Below are 18,083 nucleotides of genomic sequence, written 5' to 3'. Positions count from 1 at the left end.
TCTTCACGTTTGAGACAACAAGTGTGAAAGCTGTCGATTACACTCCCAATCCTCAAAGACCCCAATTCGCACGCGCCATTAGGCGCTTAGAACGGGATGTATTACGCATGGGTGCTCTGGTAGAACAATCATTTCGCCTCAGCCACCAAGCGTTATTTGCTCGTAATTTAACAGCAGCTGAGGAACTTCCCCGATTAGATAAAAAGATTGATCGCTTTTATCGTCAAATCGAATCAGACTGTACGGCGATTATGACGCTGCAAGCGCCTACAGCACAAGATTTGCGTTGCTTGAGTGCCTTTATGCAGTTGGTGCGAGACTTAGAGCGCATTGGCGATTATGCTGAGGATTTAGCTGAGATTGCGATTAAAATTTTTCCTTATGCGCCTCATACATGTTTGCCAGAGATTGAAGCTATGTCCCTTCACGCGCAGGCGATGCTAGCAACTAGTTTGAAGGCTTTGGGAGATTTCGATGAGGCTGGTGGACGCCGTTTAAAGCACCTAGATGATACTGTAGACGATGCCTACGATCGCGTTTATCAGACTTTAGCTCAACAACGCGATGTGCCAGGAGTAGTCGAGCCAATTGTGCTGCTGGCACTGGCAATTCGTTGTCTGGAACGCATGGCAGATCATGCCACTAATATTGGTCAGAGGGTAGCATATATTGTCACCGGTCAACGCTCTTAATTGACGTGCTGCCCAGATCCCCGACTTTTTGAAGAAGTCGGGATCTAAATCCAGCGATTTAGTAAGCGCCATTTCAGCTTATATCTTCATAATTATTTGCGCCTACGTACTTAGTAGTCAGAAAATACCAAATTAGTAAAAATAAGTTAACTATATATTTTACTAAAAGCTTACCTTTTCTTAAACTTGCACAATTAAAGTAACAGATAAATAACTGAAAAATTCCGGTCTATCTCACTGATAGATACTTTAAACCAAAAGTTGTTGCTATGAGAAGATTTGAAGTTAGTCCCTAGCTCTGATTAATAAAAATACACCTTCAGATATTCAGGTAAATTTTGATCCAAATCATTAGAGTTTCTTAATCATTGTAAATAGCGAGATTCCTTGATAATGTTACCCATCAAGATATTGCTGAAGTGTTAAATACCATACGAGTAATATTTACCCGACTCCTACAACAGTTGCAGGAAGAAGGAAAAGTTTTACGTCACAAACGCCGTATTATTTTGCGCTTACCAAATAAATTAATTGAAAATTATAGTTCAGCACTATATTAAATGACTTGTATTTATCACAGTATAAAGGTATAATCCGGACTGTGATTGTGTGTAAAATTCCTGAAAGTAAAGTGTTATAAGCATTTTACGATGATTGGATTAGTAGGTGTGAGTGAGCTAAAAAACATGACAAAACGATTCTGGAATCTTTTTAAGGTTAGTCCGGTTATTCTCGCTGCTACGTTTTTCGTTGCCAATAGTGCATTAGCCGCTGAAGTCAACGAACAGGTAACAAATGTTGCCCAGTTATCTGAAGCTCAAGACTCTGACAGCATGAGTCAGGTTACATCAGTTTCGCAATTTTCGGATGTGCAGCCCACAGATTGGGCATTCCAAGCTTTACAATCTTTAGTTGAACGCTACGGCTGTATTGCAGGTTATCCCAACAGTACCTATCGTGGGAACCGGGCTATGACCCGTTATGAATTTGCCGCAGGTTTGAATGCCTGTTTAGATCGGGTTAACGAACTGATTGCTACAGCTACTGGCGATTTGGTCACTAAACAAGACCTGGCTACTTTACAGCGTTTACAAGAAGAATATTCTGCTGAACTAGCAACCCTGCGCGGTCGTGTAGATGGACTAGAAGCTCGCACTTCTGAGTTGGAAGCCAATCAGTTCTCTACTACTACCAAGTTGGTTGGAGAAGCAGTTTTCGCCGTGTCTGATGTTTTTGGTAACAATAGAGCAGTTCCTGGTGGTAATCCGACTCAAAACTTGGATTCTAACACCACTTTTTCTGACCGCGTTCGTTTGAACTTGTTGAGCAGTTTCACTGGTAAAGACCAGTTGCAAATTCGTCTGAATGCTAACAACACCATCTCTAATGCTGGTGTGAGCGGTACTAACATGACCCGCTTGGCATTTGACGGTAATAACAACAACTCTGTTGTAATCGATAAACTCAATTATGCTTTCAACTTTAATAATGCAGTGCGGATCAAAGTTGATGCTAGTAATGCTGAGTTATACGAAAACGTTAATACCTTCAACCCTGACTTTGCTAGCTCTGCTAGAGGTGCTCTCTCCCGCTATGGACGTTTCAGCCCCATATATCGTCAAGGTCAAGGTGGCGCTGGTTTGACTGTTACCTTCAATCCTAATGGCCCTATCAGCTTGACTGGTGCTTATATAGCTAGGACTGCTAATGACCCTACCCTTAATAATGGGCTATTGGATGGTGATAACGCTATATTTGGTCAGTTATCTTTCCAACCCAGCAAAGCCTTTAATATTGGTCTAACCTACGCCCGCACTTATCAAACTAATCTTGTTAACAATAATGTTAACAACAACCTTTTCCAAGGTACAGGTAGTACTTTTGCCAACAATCCCTTTGGGAATAACACTCGTACCGAATCCAATAACTACGGTGTAGAAGCTACCTTCCAATTTAGCAAGTTGGCTATTAGTGGTTGGGGAGGTTATACAACTGCTGATGCTATTACTGGTGCTAATGCAGGTACAGACGCAGATATTTGGTACTGGGCTGGATCGCTTGCTTTGAGAGACTTTGGTGGAAAAGGTAACGTCTTAGGTGTTATCTTTGGTCAACCACCCAGAGTTACTGGTGGTAGCATAAAAAATGTCGCCGCCAATACTAACTTAGATGACGATAAATCTTATCACTTAGAGGGTCTTTACAAGTTTAAGGTTTCCGATAATATTCAAGTTACCCCTGGCTTGTTGGTAATCTTTAATCCAGAGCATAACGATGCTAACGACACTGAATACGTAGGCACTCTACGTACTACCTTCACCTTCTAAAATTGGTGATGGTAAACAAAGCTCAGAATTAGGTCAACAAAAGCCCACTTTAAAGTGGGCTTTTGTTTGTTATTCACAGTAGACTTATCCGAAAATTAGGTTTTGACTCTTGCTGTACAAGGCTTTGATACTCATTTGCGGATATGTCTAGTGATTAATAAGGGATTTCCAAGAAATTATCAAAATAAACGTAGACGCGCAGCGGCTTGCCGCAGGCTACCACAGAGACGCAGAGAAGCCAGTGCGCCCTTGCGTTTCCCCGACTTGTACCCCTGGATCTTGCTACGCGCAGCGTCTCCCTTAAGAGAAGCAACTGGCGCCACACAAAGAGGAGAAATAAAGAGGATTTTTGCGTCAGTTTTAGGATACTTTTTTATTTGGAAGTCCTTAAGAGTCTAAAATGCAGTTAGATTTTGTTCCTCAAGTAAGCAGGTAGAGTTTTATAAGTTATTTAATCCACTTTCCTATATGGGATTATAGTCTGGCTGATTAGATATATCTATTGGGGGGCGATCGCTACTCCAAGCCCACCATACAGAACCACAGTGACAATAGTAGAACTCTTGCCATTTGCGACGACGGTCTTCTGTAAGTACAGGCGATCGCCGATTTAGCCAAACTTTTTCAGCTTCTCGGCTACTTGAGTGGCAGCTAGGACAGCAAAACTCATAGGCATGTATTGCCTTATTCGTCCATTCAGGCGGGAGGGTAGCAAAAACGTCCATGTATTTACAAGTATAGTCTCAATGGTTATCCAAAACTTTGAGGTTTTTAACTTGGGGGCAAACAGATATCATAAAATCCCGTCACACTATCAAACTGCTTAATCAATATTTTTATGGCTTTATCTAGTTTATTCACAAATCGCAATTTGTAGAGGTTTTCAACAATAGAACAGCTATTTTTAAAGACTGCTAAAGGATGTCATAAATTAAAGGTTAACACGAATGGTAACTAAAATAGTTACCATGCACATTATGGCTAATAATTAAATGTTATGGAGCCAAATGTTGAAATTCGCCGTTTGTTAGATGTGATGCCTGCTTCTGGTCGGATGACGACAAAAGTCGTTAGTAAACCAGAGCAGGCAAAAGTAATTGACGCCTCCTTTCCCCAACCCTGGAATCAGGCGCGACCGATATATATTAATTTTGATTTGTGGCGTCGCTTGACAAAGCCGCAACGAGACTTGCTGCTGTTGCACATGGTTAGCTGGTTGACGGGGGTGAAGTGGTTTAAACCCGACATTTATCAAGGTGTGGTGGTGGCGGGGCTGTTAGGCGGATTCATGGAAGCAGCACAGTCAGATGTGGTGGGTGTAGCCGTAGCTGGGGGATTAAGTGCGATCGCTGCTTTTCGGATCTGGCGTACTAACAAATCTCAAGAGTCAGAGTTAAATGCCGATGCAGCAGCAATTCGGATAGCACAGCGGCGCGGTTATTCAGAAGTTGAAGCGGCGCAGCATCTGTTATCTGCAATTGAAGCGGTAGCCAAAATTGAAGAGCGTTCTAGTTTAAATTTTACTGAGTTGATTCGTTGCCAAAACTTACGAGCGATCGCAGGTTTGTCACCAGTGGGTATGCCAGAAAGTTATAAGTAGAAATCAGGAGAATAATCTGTCTCTTTTCTACGAGATGCTTTACGTTCACGTAGTGTCTGGTAAAGAAGTCACCTTCTCTACCAGACTAGAGGCGTTAGCCGTTCTATAGTTTTCACAACTCATTTAGGATTGCTATATTGCTATATGTTGATCCAAATAAATTTCATTTCTAACTAACAATGTTAAACGAAAAAATTATCAAATATACTTCGAGATTACCTTTTCATTCTCCTTGGTTTATTATCATTGTTTTTTCAACTTTTGGTTTAATAGGTATTCTCAACCATTCGATGTGGAGAGATGAACTAAATCCCTGGCTTATTGTCAGAGATAGTAAATCTTTAGGGGATTTAATTGCAAATATCCATTATGAAGGCCATCCTGTTTTATGGTATTTTTCTCTGGCACTTCTGAGAAAAATAATCGATAATCCTATTATTATGCAAATTTTTCATTTGGCAATTACTGTTGTTTCAGTTACTGTTTTTTGCCTATATAGCCCTTTTAACCATCAACAAAAGTTTCTCTTTTCCTTTGGTTTCTTTCCTTTTTATGAATATCTTTTAATTTCTCGAAACTATGCCTTTAGTATGTTGTTTATTTTTGCTTTTTGTACAGTTTTTTCATCAAGAAAAATAACTTATGCTTATTTGGCCATTTTATTGGGTTTACTAGCAAATAGTAGTGCTTATGGTTTGCTCGTATCATTTTCTTTATTATTGACTTTGCTAGCTGAATTCAGTTTTGATAGTGAACATCGCCAGCAGTATTTTAGTCAAAGCCAAAAATACGACTTATTTTTAAGTATTTTAATTATCATATTTTCTTTTATTTTATCCATTTATATTATTACTCCTCCAATAGATAGTTATCTTTATGGTGGGTTAAATAATGGTTGGGTAATACAATTAGATATGCGTCACTTATTGAAAAGTGTAGGGAGAATATTTGGTAGTTATTTATTAATTATTCCTCAACACAAAAGATGGCTGGATTTAATTGTTTCTACGATAATTGCTCTCTTCATTGTAATTTTAACCTTGATTAAATTATCTAAAAAGCCAATTCCTTTCCTTTTCTATATAATAGGAAATTGTGTAATATTTGCCTTTACATACTTTAGATTTATCGGTATGCCTCGGCATTTTGGGCATTTCTATTTAGTTCTGATAGCGGCTTTATGGTTGGGAAGTTATTATCAAGAGTCTAGAGTTTTACTCAATAAGTTTTCTATTCGTCCAAATTCAATTACATTTATTCAAAAATGGCATCATATCGCTTTGATGCTAATTCTTTCTGTCCAGTTTTTAGGAGGTATTTATGGTTTTTCAAGAGATTTAGTTGTACCATTTTCTGCCAGTCGGGAAATATCTCAATATATTCAAAAAGCTGGGTTAGATAATGAGTTTATTGTTGCCAGTCGAGATGCAAATATGGCTCCTTTATCGGGTTATCTCAACCGAAAGTTTTACTATCCTGAGCTTCAAAAAATGGGAAGCTTTACCCTATTTAAAAAAGGTCGTCAAGATGTTGAAGAAGCTGAAATATTAAGCCAAATTAATTCTCTACTCAAAAATCAAGATGACCAAAAGAAAATTTTGCTGATTTTAAATAAAAAACTGAATGTCAACCGGAATGGCTTGAAGATTGTTCCAATCAAAGATTTTAAAAGAGGCTGGGTGGATAGTGAACGATATTATCTTTATTGGGTATATGAAGCATAAAGATAATGTGCCATAGAATTTTGGAGTTCTCAGGCAGATTGCGGCAATCTATAGCAAAAGATATTTTATTGAAGCTACAGCAAGGAACTAATCCTGCTCTGTTGGGCATTTTACAGCCCTGTTCTGTCTTAGAAACTATAGGCTTGATTGATTATACAAGCAACATGTATCGCCAAAAAACCCCAGAAATAAAGCTTTTAGATCGTTTGACCTAGCTTGCCACCACTGATAACTAGCTGCAACGTGTGAGGCTAATCTACACTGGAATAAGAGAATGTATGTTTAACTGACTTAGGTGTCAGAGAGTGAGGAGTTTTGTCATACTTTCTCGGTGTTGGTTATGAAGTGCTTACCTTGTGTGGTAAAACTTAACTTAAATTCTGTCAGTTACTAACGGAGTTGATGGGAATGGGTAACTTTATTTTTTTTGTTTTGATAGTAGTTTACGGAGGCGGCGTTTGGAAGTTTTGGAATGGGTTTGGGCGGACTAATTTTAATCCAACTCTGAGCAATCGCATTGGTTTAGCTTTGCTATGGCCAGCTTTGTTTATTACAAATTCATCCTATCGTCGAAACTTTAGAAAGGCTTTGAAGGGTTAGAGTTTACTATTAAGTCTAACGTCATCCGTTATTGACGGTGGCATCTATCTCAATATAAATCTAATCCCCAACCTCCCTTCCCTACTAGGGAAGAGAGGTTGGGTTTGCTCCTTTTAGGAAGCAGAGGAATTAGGAAGGAATAAGTTCGTTAACAGTTGGAAAGTATTTCGGCTAATGAATTTAGGAATTATTTGTGATTGGTTAATAGATGAATTGCTCCACCTACAGCTGCACCATCAATAGCATTACCAACGGTATGTCTACCATCACCAGTAACTGCGCCAGTCAATGCGCCAGCCCCTGCACCGACTCCGACATCTTGAACAGCGTTCCGGCGATTGTGATTCCGATACCGATGCTTTCTCAGACCATTTGCACCATTGACAGCTGCACCAGTCACACCACCTTTGGCAGCATTGCCTAATACACTACCATGTCCCCTAACAGCTCCTGTTACTACATTAGTAACAGCCCCAATACCTACATCTCTTAGTACTTGGTCATCAGCAGCAGCTGGTTTTGCTGGAACTAGGGTGACACCGGCTAAACTTGCAGCCATGAGGCTGGGTAGAAGTGTGCGCTTGAGGATATTATTCATTGTATTACCTTCTGAAAACATCAAACAATTGGCTAAAAACCAAAGTTACTAGGTCGGATAAAATCTGAATTTTTTTATCTGAACAACAGCAAGTATTTATTGTTCAAGTACATGTATATAATCGCATTTGCAAAGTCACAACTGCATCCACTGAAAGCATGAATATAAATTCAGTCTAGAGAAGGCCTTGCTGGTTTCTTCAGCAATGCCGGGTATTACATATTGACAAAATCAATCAAAGGTGCAACTAAGAATTTTCGGTATGAAAGTTGCATTTTTTCATTACTAGCAAGGGATTTATAATGATCTACCGCATAGTGTTTACCCTATCTATCTAAAGATAGTTGCCAAAATAATTAAACTAACTGATCGGGGTTAATATTTAATTCTCTTAGTTTAGCAGCCAAGCATTCCGCTCGTGCTTCTGCTTGCTGCGATCGCTCCCATCCTGTTTGTAGCAAATTACCCTGATTATCCCACCAGCGCAACCAGGGTAATTCTAGATTTTGATAGCGGGAATGCGATCGCCTCAGCTACCTACAATAGATTGAACTTCTATCGTGGGTTGAATCTCTGTTTCAACTTGAGCCTCGACAATTGACGTATAAATTGGAATATCAACTTGTATAGCTTCAAAGCTCATAACTAAAGAGTATGGAACGCTAGCTTCTGGATCGTTATTCCAACCTTCATGTCCAACTACCGCAATAGAAAATGCTTCCGTGAGTTCAAATGAATTTACAACAGCCCAATCCTTCTGAAGGGTTCCTGCACTTCTAGATACACCTTTAATTATTCCGTGATGATTTTGTTTGCCGAGCATCCATTTAAAAAGACCTTCTCCCTTCTCCGCATCTTCTGGAGCAACAAACTCTTCCAAAACTCTAGCCTTAAAAAGTTCTGGATCTTTTCCTTTTTTACTACATTCCCAATCAAGCCAAGTTGAAAGATATTTTCGGCGATTTCTACGGGTTCGACGTGGTTGGGCTTTGTACGATAAAGTAACCTCCAGAAGAATCTTAAATGCCTCTCCTTGAGAACGTAATTTTTCTGGCAGTTTTACTTGGTAAATATGAGCTTGTTTAGCTACAATACGGCGCTCTCCTGTTGTCATCAAAGTGATTCTATTGGGAGCATTACCCAAAGCACGATCAACATCGGGAAGACCATAACCAATTTGACGTAGGATGTGCAGTTTATCGCCACCATATCCCACTATCCATTCTGGCCATCTTGCTGATTGTACTATTAATGCACGGTAAAGAAGGCAACTCTCATTAGGTAACTCAGAAGCAAGACGTGCAGCAATATGGCTTACTTTGGGTACTGCAAAAGAAGTACCAACTTTATCAGCCCCAATCGCTGGGCCACCGTTCAAAGTTGATCTTACTAATTCGGGACAAACATCTTTAGGAAAAGTAATATTTGGTGGTAAACCTTCATCTATTACTAAATCTCCACCATACTCAACTACTTCTGGTTTAATCGTCTCCCAAATTCCTAATCCACAGCACGAAAAAGCGGAGGGTTTATCTTTCTGTGCAATCGAATAATAAGGTGGTGCATGATAAGAATTCAAGGCAATAGAGCCAACCGTTAAAGCTTGAAAACTTTGTGCAGGGTTAGCAATTCTGCATGAATCTTCTAATAGATAGTCTGGATATTGTCGATTTGCTGCTATATGTTCTCTCACAGATAATCTTGTAAAGCCAATTCTACTGTTGAGAGGTAAATTTCCTGCTGCAACAATAAAGAGAATATCCTTTTTTTGCCATGTTAAATTATCAATAGACGATGCCCAAGCACTCATATATCGGGTTAGGCAGGGAACAGAACCAGTAATAGAATGGTTAAAAATTCTAGTTCCTGTTTTTTCGTGATAAAATTCTACAATTTCAACCAGAAGATTCGCTGGAAATAGTTGTTTCGGTAGTTTGCGGTTAGCCTGAAGAACTCTGGCATTTTGAATCCAGCAAACAGCCTTTTCATTACCACTACGAGGTATAGTTCTTGGATAAAGGACTGCACCAGCGACACTTGTTCCATGTCCACCATTGCTAACATAGTCTGGAGTTTTATCAGTTTCTCGTGGAACCCAAGACCTTGAGTTTTTTGAATCAATTGCTGCTCTTAGCAGAGAATGTCTTTCTTGAATACCACTATCTATAACGCATACTTTAGGAGCATTTAATTCTGGCGATTCCAGTTGAAATGATGGAGAATCAGTATCAGATATATCCTCCCTCTGAATAATTTCAGCAAACTCATCTGGCTCACTAATATCAAAAATGTAAGGGAAATTTTCAACTAAATCTTTTAGACCTTTACCTGAAATTTGAATTCGACATGAAAAACTATCAGGCAAAGTAGCTGTACCAATCTCACCTCCATCATCTTGAAAACCTTTGCTAATATTGCCTTTATAAAATTGAATAAACTCTTCAAATTCTTCTTGCCTTTCCCAGGATATCTCTTCCCATTCTTGCTCAGTTAGCTGACGTTTTTGAATCCAATTATTAACTCGCCTTGTAAATTTATCATTAGTTTCATTAAGTTGGGCTTTTGGATAATTAGGCAGCTTGGTTTTGGTTCCTATACAAGCAACACCTACATCAACAGTATATATCTGCTCTTCTTTTATAGGGAGCCATTTCTCATATAGTTCAGCGAATAAGTTTGGAGAAAGAATCAATTCTGGCTTTTTTTTCCCGTCTATTAGTTCCCAAATTTCAGCAACTTTATTACCACCATACTGCTCATTAATAAATTTTTCTATCTTTTTTTGTAATTCACTAAGTTCTAAATCTGCTGATGCACCGATAATATATCCATCTTCTGTATCAGCAATCAATTCAATGCCATATGCTTTCAACCCATCTGGATTAAAAGAATCAGGATCAATTTCTAAGATAATACGTCGAGATTTAAGTAGCGGCTTCTCTTCTTGCTCTTGTTCTTCTTGAGTTTCTTGCCATTCAAAGATCAAGGAGTCAACCGAACTTTTGAGTTTACCTCCATGTCCCTGGCGATTACCCAGATTAACGACTGTTATAGGATTATTTTTTCCTCCTCCTGATGGCGATGCAGCACGTCCTTCTGTTGTAAGCCTAAGCCGGATATGCGGAAAACCCTGATAACTTTCAACCATTTATCCAAACACCCAAAAAATTAATACTAGGAAACTTTGATTTCTGCGATCGCTTCTTCTAAGTGTTCTTGAATCACTAGCTCCTCCCGCTCAAGGATTGCTCGTTTAGCTGCATCTTGTGCAACCCTCACAGCTTGAGCCGCAGAAAAACCTCTCATCTGCTCAATGATCCTTGGCCAGTTGATAGATCCCACTTCAATTGCAGATAGTGTTTCCTTTAGTATAAATTCTAGCTCTTGTTCTCCGGGTTTGGGTACTGCAATCAAGTCATCAAATCTTCTCCAAAGAGCAGTATCCAGAGATTTATTCAAATTTGTTGCTGCTACCAAAAGCCCTGAAGAGGGTTGATACTCATCCAAAATTTGCAAAAATGTATTTACTACTCGTTTAATTTCTCCTACTTCTTGAGAGTCTTCTCGTGTTTTAGCAATTGAGTCACATTCATCAAGAAACAATAAGCATGGATTTTTTGAAGCATCCTCAAATACAAGTCTCAAATTGCTCGCAGTTTCCCCTAAAAAAGACGACACCATTGCATCAAACCGAACTTTCAGCAGTGGTAATCCTGTATTCCAAGCTAAACGTTCTGCTCCTAGCGTCTTTCCACAGCCAGGAGGCCCATATAGAAGAATTTTTTGTCTGTAACGCAATCCATGATGAGCAAGCCTATCTCTGGCCGCATATTCACGTTCAATTCGGCAGAAACGTTTCTCAATTTTTTCTGGCAACACCATATGATGCCGCAAATGACCCCTTGGTATGATGGTTACTAAAGGAAGATTAAATCGCTTGCTAGTTGGTAATTCAGTTAATGTCTGTAAGTTTTCTGGTATTGAAGAAGCAGGTTTGCTGATGTTAGTAGGCTTCTCTTTCTGGCTTTTTTTAGTGATATTCTCTAACTGATCAGCTAAGAGAGTATGTCCCTTCGTGCGTTCTTCCTCAATCACTAGGTATGTAAGCTTATCAATCGCGTCTTGATCTGAACTAGCGATCGCTCTAAAAAATCTCTTGAGAAGCTCTGCTTTCATACTGCCTCTCAGTATAAATAGTAATTTTTGATTAATATAGTACTATAGTACTATATTATGTAGTGCATTGAAAATTATAACGCGATCGCCTTGTCCCCTATTGATTATATTAAGTAATGTCAACTAATAATCAGTCTTCTGCTCAGAAATAGAGTATATCTAACCATAGGGCGTTGCTTTTAGGTCTATATGATCTTCAGCTTCCATCAATAATAGAGTCATCATATCTCTCTCTGCGTTTACCTCAGTGCCCCTCTGCGTAAAAAAAGGTGGACAAGATGCCCACCCTATACAATTTCGAGAATATTCTGTTGCTATTAACCCAACAATTGTTTAGCCTTAGCGAACACATTATCAACGCTAAAGCCAAACTTCTCTAGACAAACATTGCCTGGAGCCGAAGCACCAAAGCGATCAATACTAACGCAATCGCCTTCAGTGCCTACGTACTTGTGCCAACCGAAACTGCTAGCAGCTTCTACAGACAAACGCTTGGTGACAGCTTTCGGTAAAACTGACTCTTTATAAGCCGCATCTTGTGCTTCAAACAGTTCCCATGAAGGTAGCGAGACAACACGGGCTTTCTTACCTTCAGCTGTGAGTTTTTCGGCTGCGCTGACGGCGAGGCTCAATTCTGAACCAGTGCCAATCAAAATGATATCAGGTGTACCTTCGCTATCCACCACGGTGTATCCACCCTTCGCCACGCCCTCAACCGATGTACCCGCCAAGTTCGGGACATTTTGACGGGTGAATGCCAACAAGGTAGGAGCATTTTCCTTCGCCTTCTCGATCGCTATTTTATAAGCACCAGAGGTTTCGTTACCGTCTGCGGGACGAAACACCGTTAAATTAGGAATGGCTCGCAAGGAAGCAAGAGTTTCAATAGGTTGGTGCGTGGGACCATCTTCACCTTGTCCAATGGAATCGTGGGTCATCACCCAAATCACGCCAGCTTGGGAAAGCGCGGATAAGCGGATGGCAGCACGCATATAGTCTGTGAAGATCAAGAAGGTAGCACCGTAGGGAATTAATCCCGAACTGTGCAGCGCTATCCCATTACAGATTGCGCCCATAGCATGTTCCCGTACACCAAAGTGGATGTTGGGGTTTTCGTAGTGCCCTTTTTGAAAGTCGCCTTTGCCTTTGACTTCGGTAAGGTTGGAGTGGGTTAAGTCAGCCGAACCACCAATCAATTCAGGTAAAACCGCCGCCAGTTTGTTAAGGCAATTTTCTGAGTGTTTACGGGTAGGCAGTCCTTTGTCTTCTGGGGTGTAGGTGGGTAGTACTTTATCCCAACCGTCAGGTAGTTTGCTGCTTATATAGCGTTCAAAGTCAGCCGCTTCTTGACCATACTTAGCTTTGTAGTCCGAAAAGGTCTTGTTCCATTCGTCTTCGTAACCTGCGCCGCGCTCAACTGCTTTGCGCGTATGGTTGAGGGCTTCTTCTGGGACTACGAAAGGTTCGTATTCCCAACCCAAATTTTTCCGAGTCAATGCTATTTCGTCTCCACCCAAAGCAGCACCGTGAACACCAGCAGTGTTTGCTTTATTGGGGGAACCGTAACCAATAATGGTTGTTACCTTGATGAAAGAAGGCTTATCGGTAACAGCTTTGGCTGCTTCAATTGCTTTGGCGATCGCTTCTAAATCAGTGTTGCCGTCCTCGACGTGTTGGACGTGCCAGCCGTAAGCTTCAAAGCGCTTAGAAACATCTTCGGTGAATGCCACATCAGTGGAACCGTCAATGGAAATGTGGTTGTCGTCGTACAGAGCGATGAGTTTGCCTAATCCCAAGTGTCCTGCAAAAGAACAAGCTTCGCCAGAAATTCCTTCCATGTTGCAACCGTCACCCACAATCACATAGGTGTAATGGTCAACAATCTTGGCATCGGGTTTGTTAAATTTAGCGGCCAGGTGTGCCTCCGCGATCGCTAAACCGACTCCATTGGCAATTCCTTGACCTAGTGGACCAGTGGTGACTTCCACACCTGGGGTCATGAAGTTTTCGGGGTGTCCAGGGGTTTTTGACTCCCATTGACGGAATTGCTTGATATCTTCAATGCTGACGCTATCGTAGCCTGTCAGGAACAGCAGGGCGTACTGTAACATCGAGCCATGACCAGCAGACAAGACAAAGCGATCGCGATTAAACCATTTGGGATTCTTGGGATTAAACTTCAAAAAGCGATCCCAGAGGACAAAAGCCATCGGAGCCGCGCCCATCGGCAGTCCTGGATGTCCCGATTTTGCCTTTTCTACGGCATCAACAGCTAAGAAGCGGATCGAGTTAATACAAAGTTCTTCGAGGGAAACTTCTTTGGGGGATTGGGTTGCAACAGTCATAATCTCTTGTTTTTAACGACGGGTTAGCACTCTTGGTAGCTTCTCTTGCTGGGGTTATTTTAGATTCCCCACAGTATCCTCATCATCCCACTCCCGCTTGTAGATGGACAAGCGGGATCTCCTGAGTTTCTGGTGATAAATCAAGCTGATAATTGGGTCATGCTGAACGCTTAAGTTATAGCGGAATGATATCTATCATACTTTTGGCACAGTCATCTCAGGAGAGCCGACCAGCAATAAAATGGGAAATTTTTAGAGGTATTTCTTAAAGGCCAGTGTGACATTATGACCGCCAAACCCAAAAGAATTGGATATTGCGACCTCAACTTTTTGAGCGCGGCTAGAGTTAGGCACGTAATCTAAGTCACACTCTGGATCGGGATTTTCCAGATTGATTGTCGGTGGAATTTGGTCATTAGCGATCGCTAATACTGTTGCCACTGCTTCAATACCTCCAGAACCGCCCAATAAATGACCTGTCATCGATTTGGTGGAGCTAATTGCCACCTTATAAGCATGTTCTCCCAAGGCTTTTTTGATTGCTGAGGTTTCAGTTGAATCATTAGCTGGAGTGCTAGTGCCGTGAGCATTAATATAGCTGATTTGTTCGGGAGTTATCCCGGCATCCTTGAGCGCTAGTTCTATCGCTCTAGCTGCTCCGAGTCCACCAGGGACGGGGGAGGTGATATGGTAGGCGTCACAGGTCATCCCATAGCCGATCATTTCGGCATAAATGTGAGCGCCGCGACTGATGGCGTGTCGCAGTTCTTCTAGAATTAAAATTCCTGAACCTTCACCCAAGACAAATCCGTTGCGATCACGGTCAAAGGGACGGCAAGCTTTAGTCGGGTCATCATTGTTAAAAGAGAGTGCCTTGCAGGCGGCGAACCCAGCTATCGACAATGGTGTGACAGCTGACTCCGTTCCCCCGCAAATCATCGCCTGGGCGTATCCCCCTTGAATGAGACGAAAAGCATCTCCTATGGCGTTGGAGCCAGCAGCGCAGGCAGTTACAGGACAGGAGTTTGGTCCTTTAGCACCCGTGTGAATTGCCGTTAATCCTGCGGCCATATTGGCGATCATCATCGGGATCATGAATGGACTACAGCGATCGGGGCCACGGTTGAGGTAGATAGTTTGCTGGTCTTCTAATACCTTAATGCCACCAACGCCAGAACCGATCATCACACCTACCTGTTCTGCATTCAGTTCATTGATCACTAACTTTGCATTAGATAGAGCCTGTTTTGCTGCCGAAACCCCAAATTGGGCAAATCGATCCATGCGCTTGGCCTCTTTGCGCTCCAAGTAATCATGTGGATCGAAGTTTTTCACCTCACCAGCAATCCGGCAATCATGGCGAGACGCATCAAAAAGTGTGATGTAGTCAATGCCATTGCGTCCACTCAATAATCCGTTCCAATATTCTGTTGCTGTGTTACCTATAGGTGTAATCGCGCCAACACCAGTTACAACAACGCGTTTACGTGTATGATCTGTCATGATTCAGTTAAAAATGGCGAAAAAGCAGCAGGCATTAAACAGTGTTGAGTTTCAAGTCCTGAGTTCTGAGTTTTGGAAGCAGCCGAAGATGGAGATCCTAAAACTCTAACTTCTAAACTTTTAACTACTCAGCACTCAGTCAAAAGTCAAAGCAGCGGTTTTTGCCGTAGATGCCCAGAGGGGGTAAGACAAAGCCATCTGAACTTGTCCCTCGGCGCTAGCCTCTCCCAATGTGAGAAGGGGAGCCACTACGGTCTTCTCCCAAGGGGAGACGCCAAGGGCGATAGCGTTCGCGCAGCGTCTCGTAGAGAAGCGGTAGCGAGTCAGACGCTCCTACGTCGCTAACGCTACGCTATCGAGCGTCTGGGGTTTCCCCAAGTAGAGGAACCAGCGGTGTGGTGAGGCAGTCCGGTCTTCTCCCAAGGGGAGACGCCAAGGGCGATGGGGGTTTCCCCCAGGAGGAACTGCCGAAAGGGTCTCCCAACTTGAGCGGACTGGCGTCAAGTGGCGTAAGATGCCAAGGGCCAACGGTGACTCAAAACTTTTTTTAAGCTGATGCGGTAACTTTGTTGTTAATGTAATCTACTGCGTCTTGAACCGATATAATCTGCTCGGCAGCTTCGTCGGGAATTTCGATATCAAATTCTTCTTCCAAGGCCATCACCAGTTCAACGGTATCTAAGGAATCTGCTCCTAGATCGTCCATAAACTTGGACTGGGGTGTGATTTTGGCAGGATCGTCAACACTCAATTGTTCGGTGACAATTTTCTTGACCTTTTCAAAAAGTTCCGTTTGGCTCATAAATAATAAAAGTCCTTAACCATTTGCTAGGATCTGCTCTTTAGAGGAGACATTGTTTTGAGCATATACATCTTATCGTCAAGCGCGATCGCCCGTACACTGCCAAGGGTTTTTCTGTTAGAAAACCTTTCTTCTAAAAAGAATAGGGTAAGTTTTCTTTTAACACTTGGGTAGGGAAGCGTGCCACGCCATCGCCGATACCGTGTAAATGCTTTGCTTATCAATTATTGCTAAAATTTTTTACAATGTCTCGATCAGTATTTACAGCCTTGCTAGCAATAAGGATATGTCGAGCCTGCGGCTTTTAACGTAGATGCTTAAAGGGTCGCTGAACGTCAAACATCAGAACTTCGGTGCTAACAAGGGATGATAAAACAGTTACAGTTATTCTTTAGAGCGATCACTCTAACCCAAATAATATCTGCTATACAAAACTTGACTAAACTTATTCAAGGCTAGTTATTCAACTGAAGAAAACTTTAGAGGGTCTGCTTCTTGCTTCAACCAAGCCCTTTTTACAGGCTTGCTAGTTTTGAATCAGCTGTGGTTTACAAACCAGATTTTAAAAGCCCTTGGTTTTCGGCATTAATTTGATCATACAGATACAACTGACAGAATACAAGTTATAGAATTGTTACTTACTTAAACTGCTGAGATTTGAGCAAGTTTGAGCAAATATTTGGCTATTTAGTTTTACTCTATGCAATCTCACACTCTGAAATACGCTTACTTTCCCGGTTGTGTTGCCCAAGGGGCCTGTCGGGAACTTTACCAGTCAACTCAAGCGCTTACCCAAGCACTGGGTATTGAACTGGTTGAACTTAAAAAAGCTGCTTGCTGCGGTTCGGGCACATTTAAAGAAGATTCCCAACTGCTAGAAGATACAGTCAACGCCAGAAATATTACCCTAGCAGAAGAATTAAATTTGCCTTTACTTACCCATTGCAGCACTTGTCAAGGTGTTATCGGTCACGTCAACGAACACCTGAAAGAATGCAAGACTTCTGACCCTACCTACATTCAACAGGTTAATGGCTTGCTGCACAAAGAAGGCTGTTCACCTTATCGCGGCAGTACCGACGTAAAACATCTCCTCTACGCCTTGGTAACAGATTACGGTTTAGAGGAAATTACCAAACGTGTCACCCGGAAGTTAACTGGATTAAAATGTGCGGCTTTTTATGGCTGTTATCTCCTCCGCGCCCAAAAATCTATGCCCTATGACGATCCGTTCCAACCGGAAGCGATGGAAAATATGTTTCGGGCGGTGGGTGCAACACCAATTTATTACCGAGGCCGGACACAATGTTGTGGTTGGCCCCTGGCTAGTTATGCCACTACCCAATCTTTCAAGATGGCGGGGATGCATATTCAGGACGCTTTGACTTCTGGTGCTGACTGTATAGTTACGCCTTGTCCACTGTGCCACTTAAATTTAGATTCGCGTCAGCCTGAAGTAGAAAAGGTTATTGAACAGAAGCTAGGTTTACCAGTGTTGCATTTACCCCAGTTGATTGCTTTGGCACTTGGGGTTAGTCCAAAAGAACTGGGTTTAGAACGCCACGTTGTTTCCACAAAGCCAGTGTTGGAAAAATTAGGATTTTAACTTCTGAACCGGACATTCCGAGTTCAAAGGCTCAACTTCCGAGTTCAAAGGCTCAACTTCCAAGTTCAAAGGCTCAACTTCCGAGTTCAAAGGCTCAACTTCCGAGTTCA

The 18,083-nt window shown here is 41.7% G+C and carries 15 protein-coding genes and 1 pseudogene; 7 read left to right on the top strand and 9 right to left on the bottom strand.

Annotated features, from left to right (window positions below; translation table 11 throughout):
• The first annotated feature begins 23 nt into the window (after positions 1–23).
• The 3 genes and pseudogenes from phoU to V7K21_RS08325 all read left to right on the top strand — a co-directional run bounded on the left by phoU (position 24) and on the right by V7K21_RS08325 (position 3,019).
• Positions 24–692, top strand: a complete 669-nt coding sequence (gene phoU / locus V7K21_RS08335) for a phosphate signaling complex protein PhoU (RefSeq protein ID WP_335173228.1) — start codon at positions 24–26, stop codon at positions 690–692.
• Positions 693–1,084: 392 nt separating this feature from the next.
• Positions 1,085–1,252: pseudogene (locus V7K21_RS08330) on the top strand (helix-turn-helix domain-containing protein); the annotation flags it as partial.
• A gap of 126 nt (positions 1,253–1,378) precedes the next feature.
• Positions 1,379–3,019, top strand: a complete 1,641-nt coding sequence (locus tag V7K21_RS08325) for an iron uptake porin (protein ID WP_335173226.1) — start codon at positions 1,379–1,381, stop codon at positions 3,017–3,019.
• Between the two features lie 464 nt (positions 3,020–3,483).
• On the opposite strand, the gene V7K21_RS08320 is transcribed toward V7K21_RS08325, so the two are convergent.
• Entirely contained in the window at positions 3,484–3,744 is a 261-nt protein-coding gene (locus V7K21_RS08320) for a hypothetical protein (RefSeq protein WP_335173224.1), read from the bottom strand.
• A 272-nt stretch (positions 3,745–4,016) separates the two neighbouring features.
• Here V7K21_RS08320 and V7K21_RS08315 point away from each other — a divergent pair, with 272 nt between their 5' ends.
• From V7K21_RS08315 to V7K21_RS08305, 3 genes are all read left to right on the top strand, one after another.
• Positions 4,017–4,619: a DUF3318 domain-containing protein gene (locus tag V7K21_RS08315; RefSeq protein ID WP_334794420.1), complete on the top strand. Its 603-nt coding sequence runs from the start codon at positions 4,017–4,019 to the stop codon at positions 4,617–4,619.
• 179 nt (positions 4,620–4,798) lie between these two features.
• On the top strand, positions 4,799–6,343 hold the full coding sequence (locus V7K21_RS08310; RefSeq protein ID WP_335173222.1) for a hypothetical protein: 1,545 nt from the start codon (positions 4,799–4,801) through the stop codon (positions 6,341–6,343).
• Positions 6,344–6,745: 402 nt separating this feature from the next.
• Positions 6,746–6,943 (top strand): hypothetical protein, encoded by a 198-nt coding sequence (locus V7K21_RS08305; protein WP_442948859.1) that lies wholly within the window; start codon positions 6,746–6,748, stop codon positions 6,941–6,943.
• A gap of 187 nt (positions 6,944–7,130) precedes the next feature.
• Here the strand turns inward: V7K21_RS08305 and V7K21_RS08300 are convergent, their stop codons facing one another.
• The 8 genes from V7K21_RS08300 to acpP form a co-directional block, all read right to left on the bottom strand.
• The gene (locus tag V7K21_RS08300; RefSeq protein ID WP_335173218.1) at positions 7,131–7,541 is read right to left on the bottom strand and encodes a hypothetical protein; all 411 of its coding nucleotides are present in this window, start codon (positions 7,539–7,541) and stop codon (positions 7,131–7,133) included.
• A 356-nt stretch (positions 7,542–7,897) separates the two neighbouring features.
• Complete coding sequence (locus V7K21_RS08295; RefSeq protein WP_442948858.1) at positions 7,898–8,029, bottom strand: hypothetical protein; 132 nt, start codon at positions 8,027–8,029, stop codon at positions 7,898–7,900.
• Between the two features lie 41 nt (positions 8,030–8,070).
• A complete protein-coding gene (locus V7K21_RS08290) occupies positions 8,071–10,689 on the bottom strand; it encodes a S8 family peptidase (RefSeq protein ID WP_335173216.1) in 2,619 nt (872 codons plus the stop codon).
• A 26-nt stretch (positions 10,690–10,715) separates the two neighbouring features.
• Positions 10,716–11,717, bottom strand: coding sequence for an ATP-binding protein (locus tag V7K21_RS08285; protein ID WP_335173214.1), 1,002 nt, complete (start codon positions 11,715–11,717; stop codon positions 10,716–10,718).
• A 317-nt stretch (positions 11,718–12,034) separates the two neighbouring features.
• Entirely contained in the window at positions 12,035–14,062 is a 2,028-nt protein-coding gene (gene tkt, locus V7K21_RS08280; protein ID WP_335173212.1) for a transketolase, read from the bottom strand.
• A 252-nt stretch (positions 14,063–14,314) separates the two neighbouring features.
• Positions 14,315–15,565, bottom strand: coding sequence for a beta-ketoacyl-ACP synthase II (gene fabF / locus V7K21_RS08275; RefSeq protein WP_335173210.1), 1,251 nt, complete (start codon positions 15,563–15,565; stop codon positions 14,315–14,317).
• Positions 15,566–15,898: 333 nt separating this feature from the next.
• Positions 15,899–16,093, bottom strand: a complete 195-nt coding sequence (locus tag V7K21_RS08270) for a hypothetical protein (RefSeq protein WP_335173208.1) — start codon at positions 16,091–16,093, stop codon at positions 15,899–15,901.
• Positions 16,094–16,112: 19 nt separating this feature from the next.
• Positions 16,113–16,367 carry an acyl carrier protein gene (gene acpP, locus V7K21_RS08265; RefSeq protein WP_273768562.1) on the bottom strand — a complete coding sequence of 85 codons (255 nt, stop codon included), beginning with the start codon at positions 16,365–16,367 and terminating at the stop codon, positions 16,113–16,115.
• A gap of 700 nt (positions 16,368–17,067) precedes the next feature.
• Between acpP and V7K21_RS08260 the strand changes: the two genes are divergently transcribed.
• On the top strand, positions 17,068–17,973 hold the full coding sequence (locus V7K21_RS08260; protein WP_335173206.1) for a CoB--CoM heterodisulfide reductase iron-sulfur subunit B family protein: 906 nt from the start codon (positions 17,068–17,070) through the stop codon (positions 17,971–17,973).
• The last annotated feature ends 110 nt before the right edge of the window (positions 17,974–18,083 follow it).

Source organism: Nostoc sp. (assembly GCF_036919595.1).
Taxonomy (GTDB): Bacteria; Cyanobacteriota; Cyanobacteriia; order Cyanobacteriales; family Nostocaceae; genus Nostoc.
This window is presented reverse-complemented; position numbering and strand designations above follow the sequence as displayed.

Excerpts from the sequence above, each read along its gene's own strand:
- V7K21_RS08325 (WP_335173226.1), top strand. The coding sequence starts at position 1,379 with ATGACAAAACGATTCTGGAATCTTTTTAAGGTTAGTCCGGTTATTCTC.
- V7K21_RS08320 (WP_335173224.1), bottom strand. The coding sequence starts at position 3,744 with ATGGACGTTTTTGCTACCCTCCCGCCTGAATGGACGAATAAGGCAATA.
- V7K21_RS08315 (WP_334794420.1), top strand. The coding sequence starts at position 4,017 with ATGGAGCCAAATGTTGAAATTCGCCGTTTGTTAGATGTGATGCCTGCT.
- V7K21_RS08310 (WP_335173222.1), top strand. The coding sequence starts at position 4,799 with ATGTTAAACGAAAAAATTATCAAATATACTTCGAGATTACCTTTTCAT.
- V7K21_RS08305 (WP_442948859.1), top strand. The coding sequence starts at position 6,746 with ATGGGAATGGGTAACTTTATTTTTTTTGTTTTGATAGTAGTTTACGGA.
- V7K21_RS08300 (WP_335173218.1), bottom strand. The coding sequence starts at position 7,541 with ATGAATAATATCCTCAAGCGCACACTTCTACCCAGCCTCATGGCTGCA.
- V7K21_RS08290 (WP_335173216.1), bottom strand. The coding sequence starts at position 10,689 with ATGGTTGAAAGTTATCAGGGTTTTCCGCATATCCGGCTTAGGCTTACA.
- V7K21_RS08285 (WP_335173214.1), bottom strand. The coding sequence starts at position 11,717 with ATGAAAGCAGAGCTTCTCAAGAGATTTTTTAGAGCGATCGCTAGTTCA.
- tkt (WP_335173212.1), bottom strand. The coding sequence starts at position 14,062 with ATGACTGTTGCAACCCAATCCCCCAAAGAAGTTTCCCTCGAAGAACTT.
- fabF (WP_335173210.1), bottom strand. The coding sequence starts at position 15,565 with ATGACAGATCATACACGTAAACGCGTTGTTGTAACTGGTGTTGGCGCG.
- acpP (WP_273768562.1), bottom strand. The coding sequence starts at position 16,367 with ATGAGCCAAACGGAACTTTTTGAAAAGGTCAAGAAAATTGTCACCGAA.
- V7K21_RS08260 (WP_335173206.1), top strand. The coding sequence starts at position 17,068 with ATGCAATCTCACACTCTGAAATACGCTTACTTTCCCGGTTGTGTTGCC.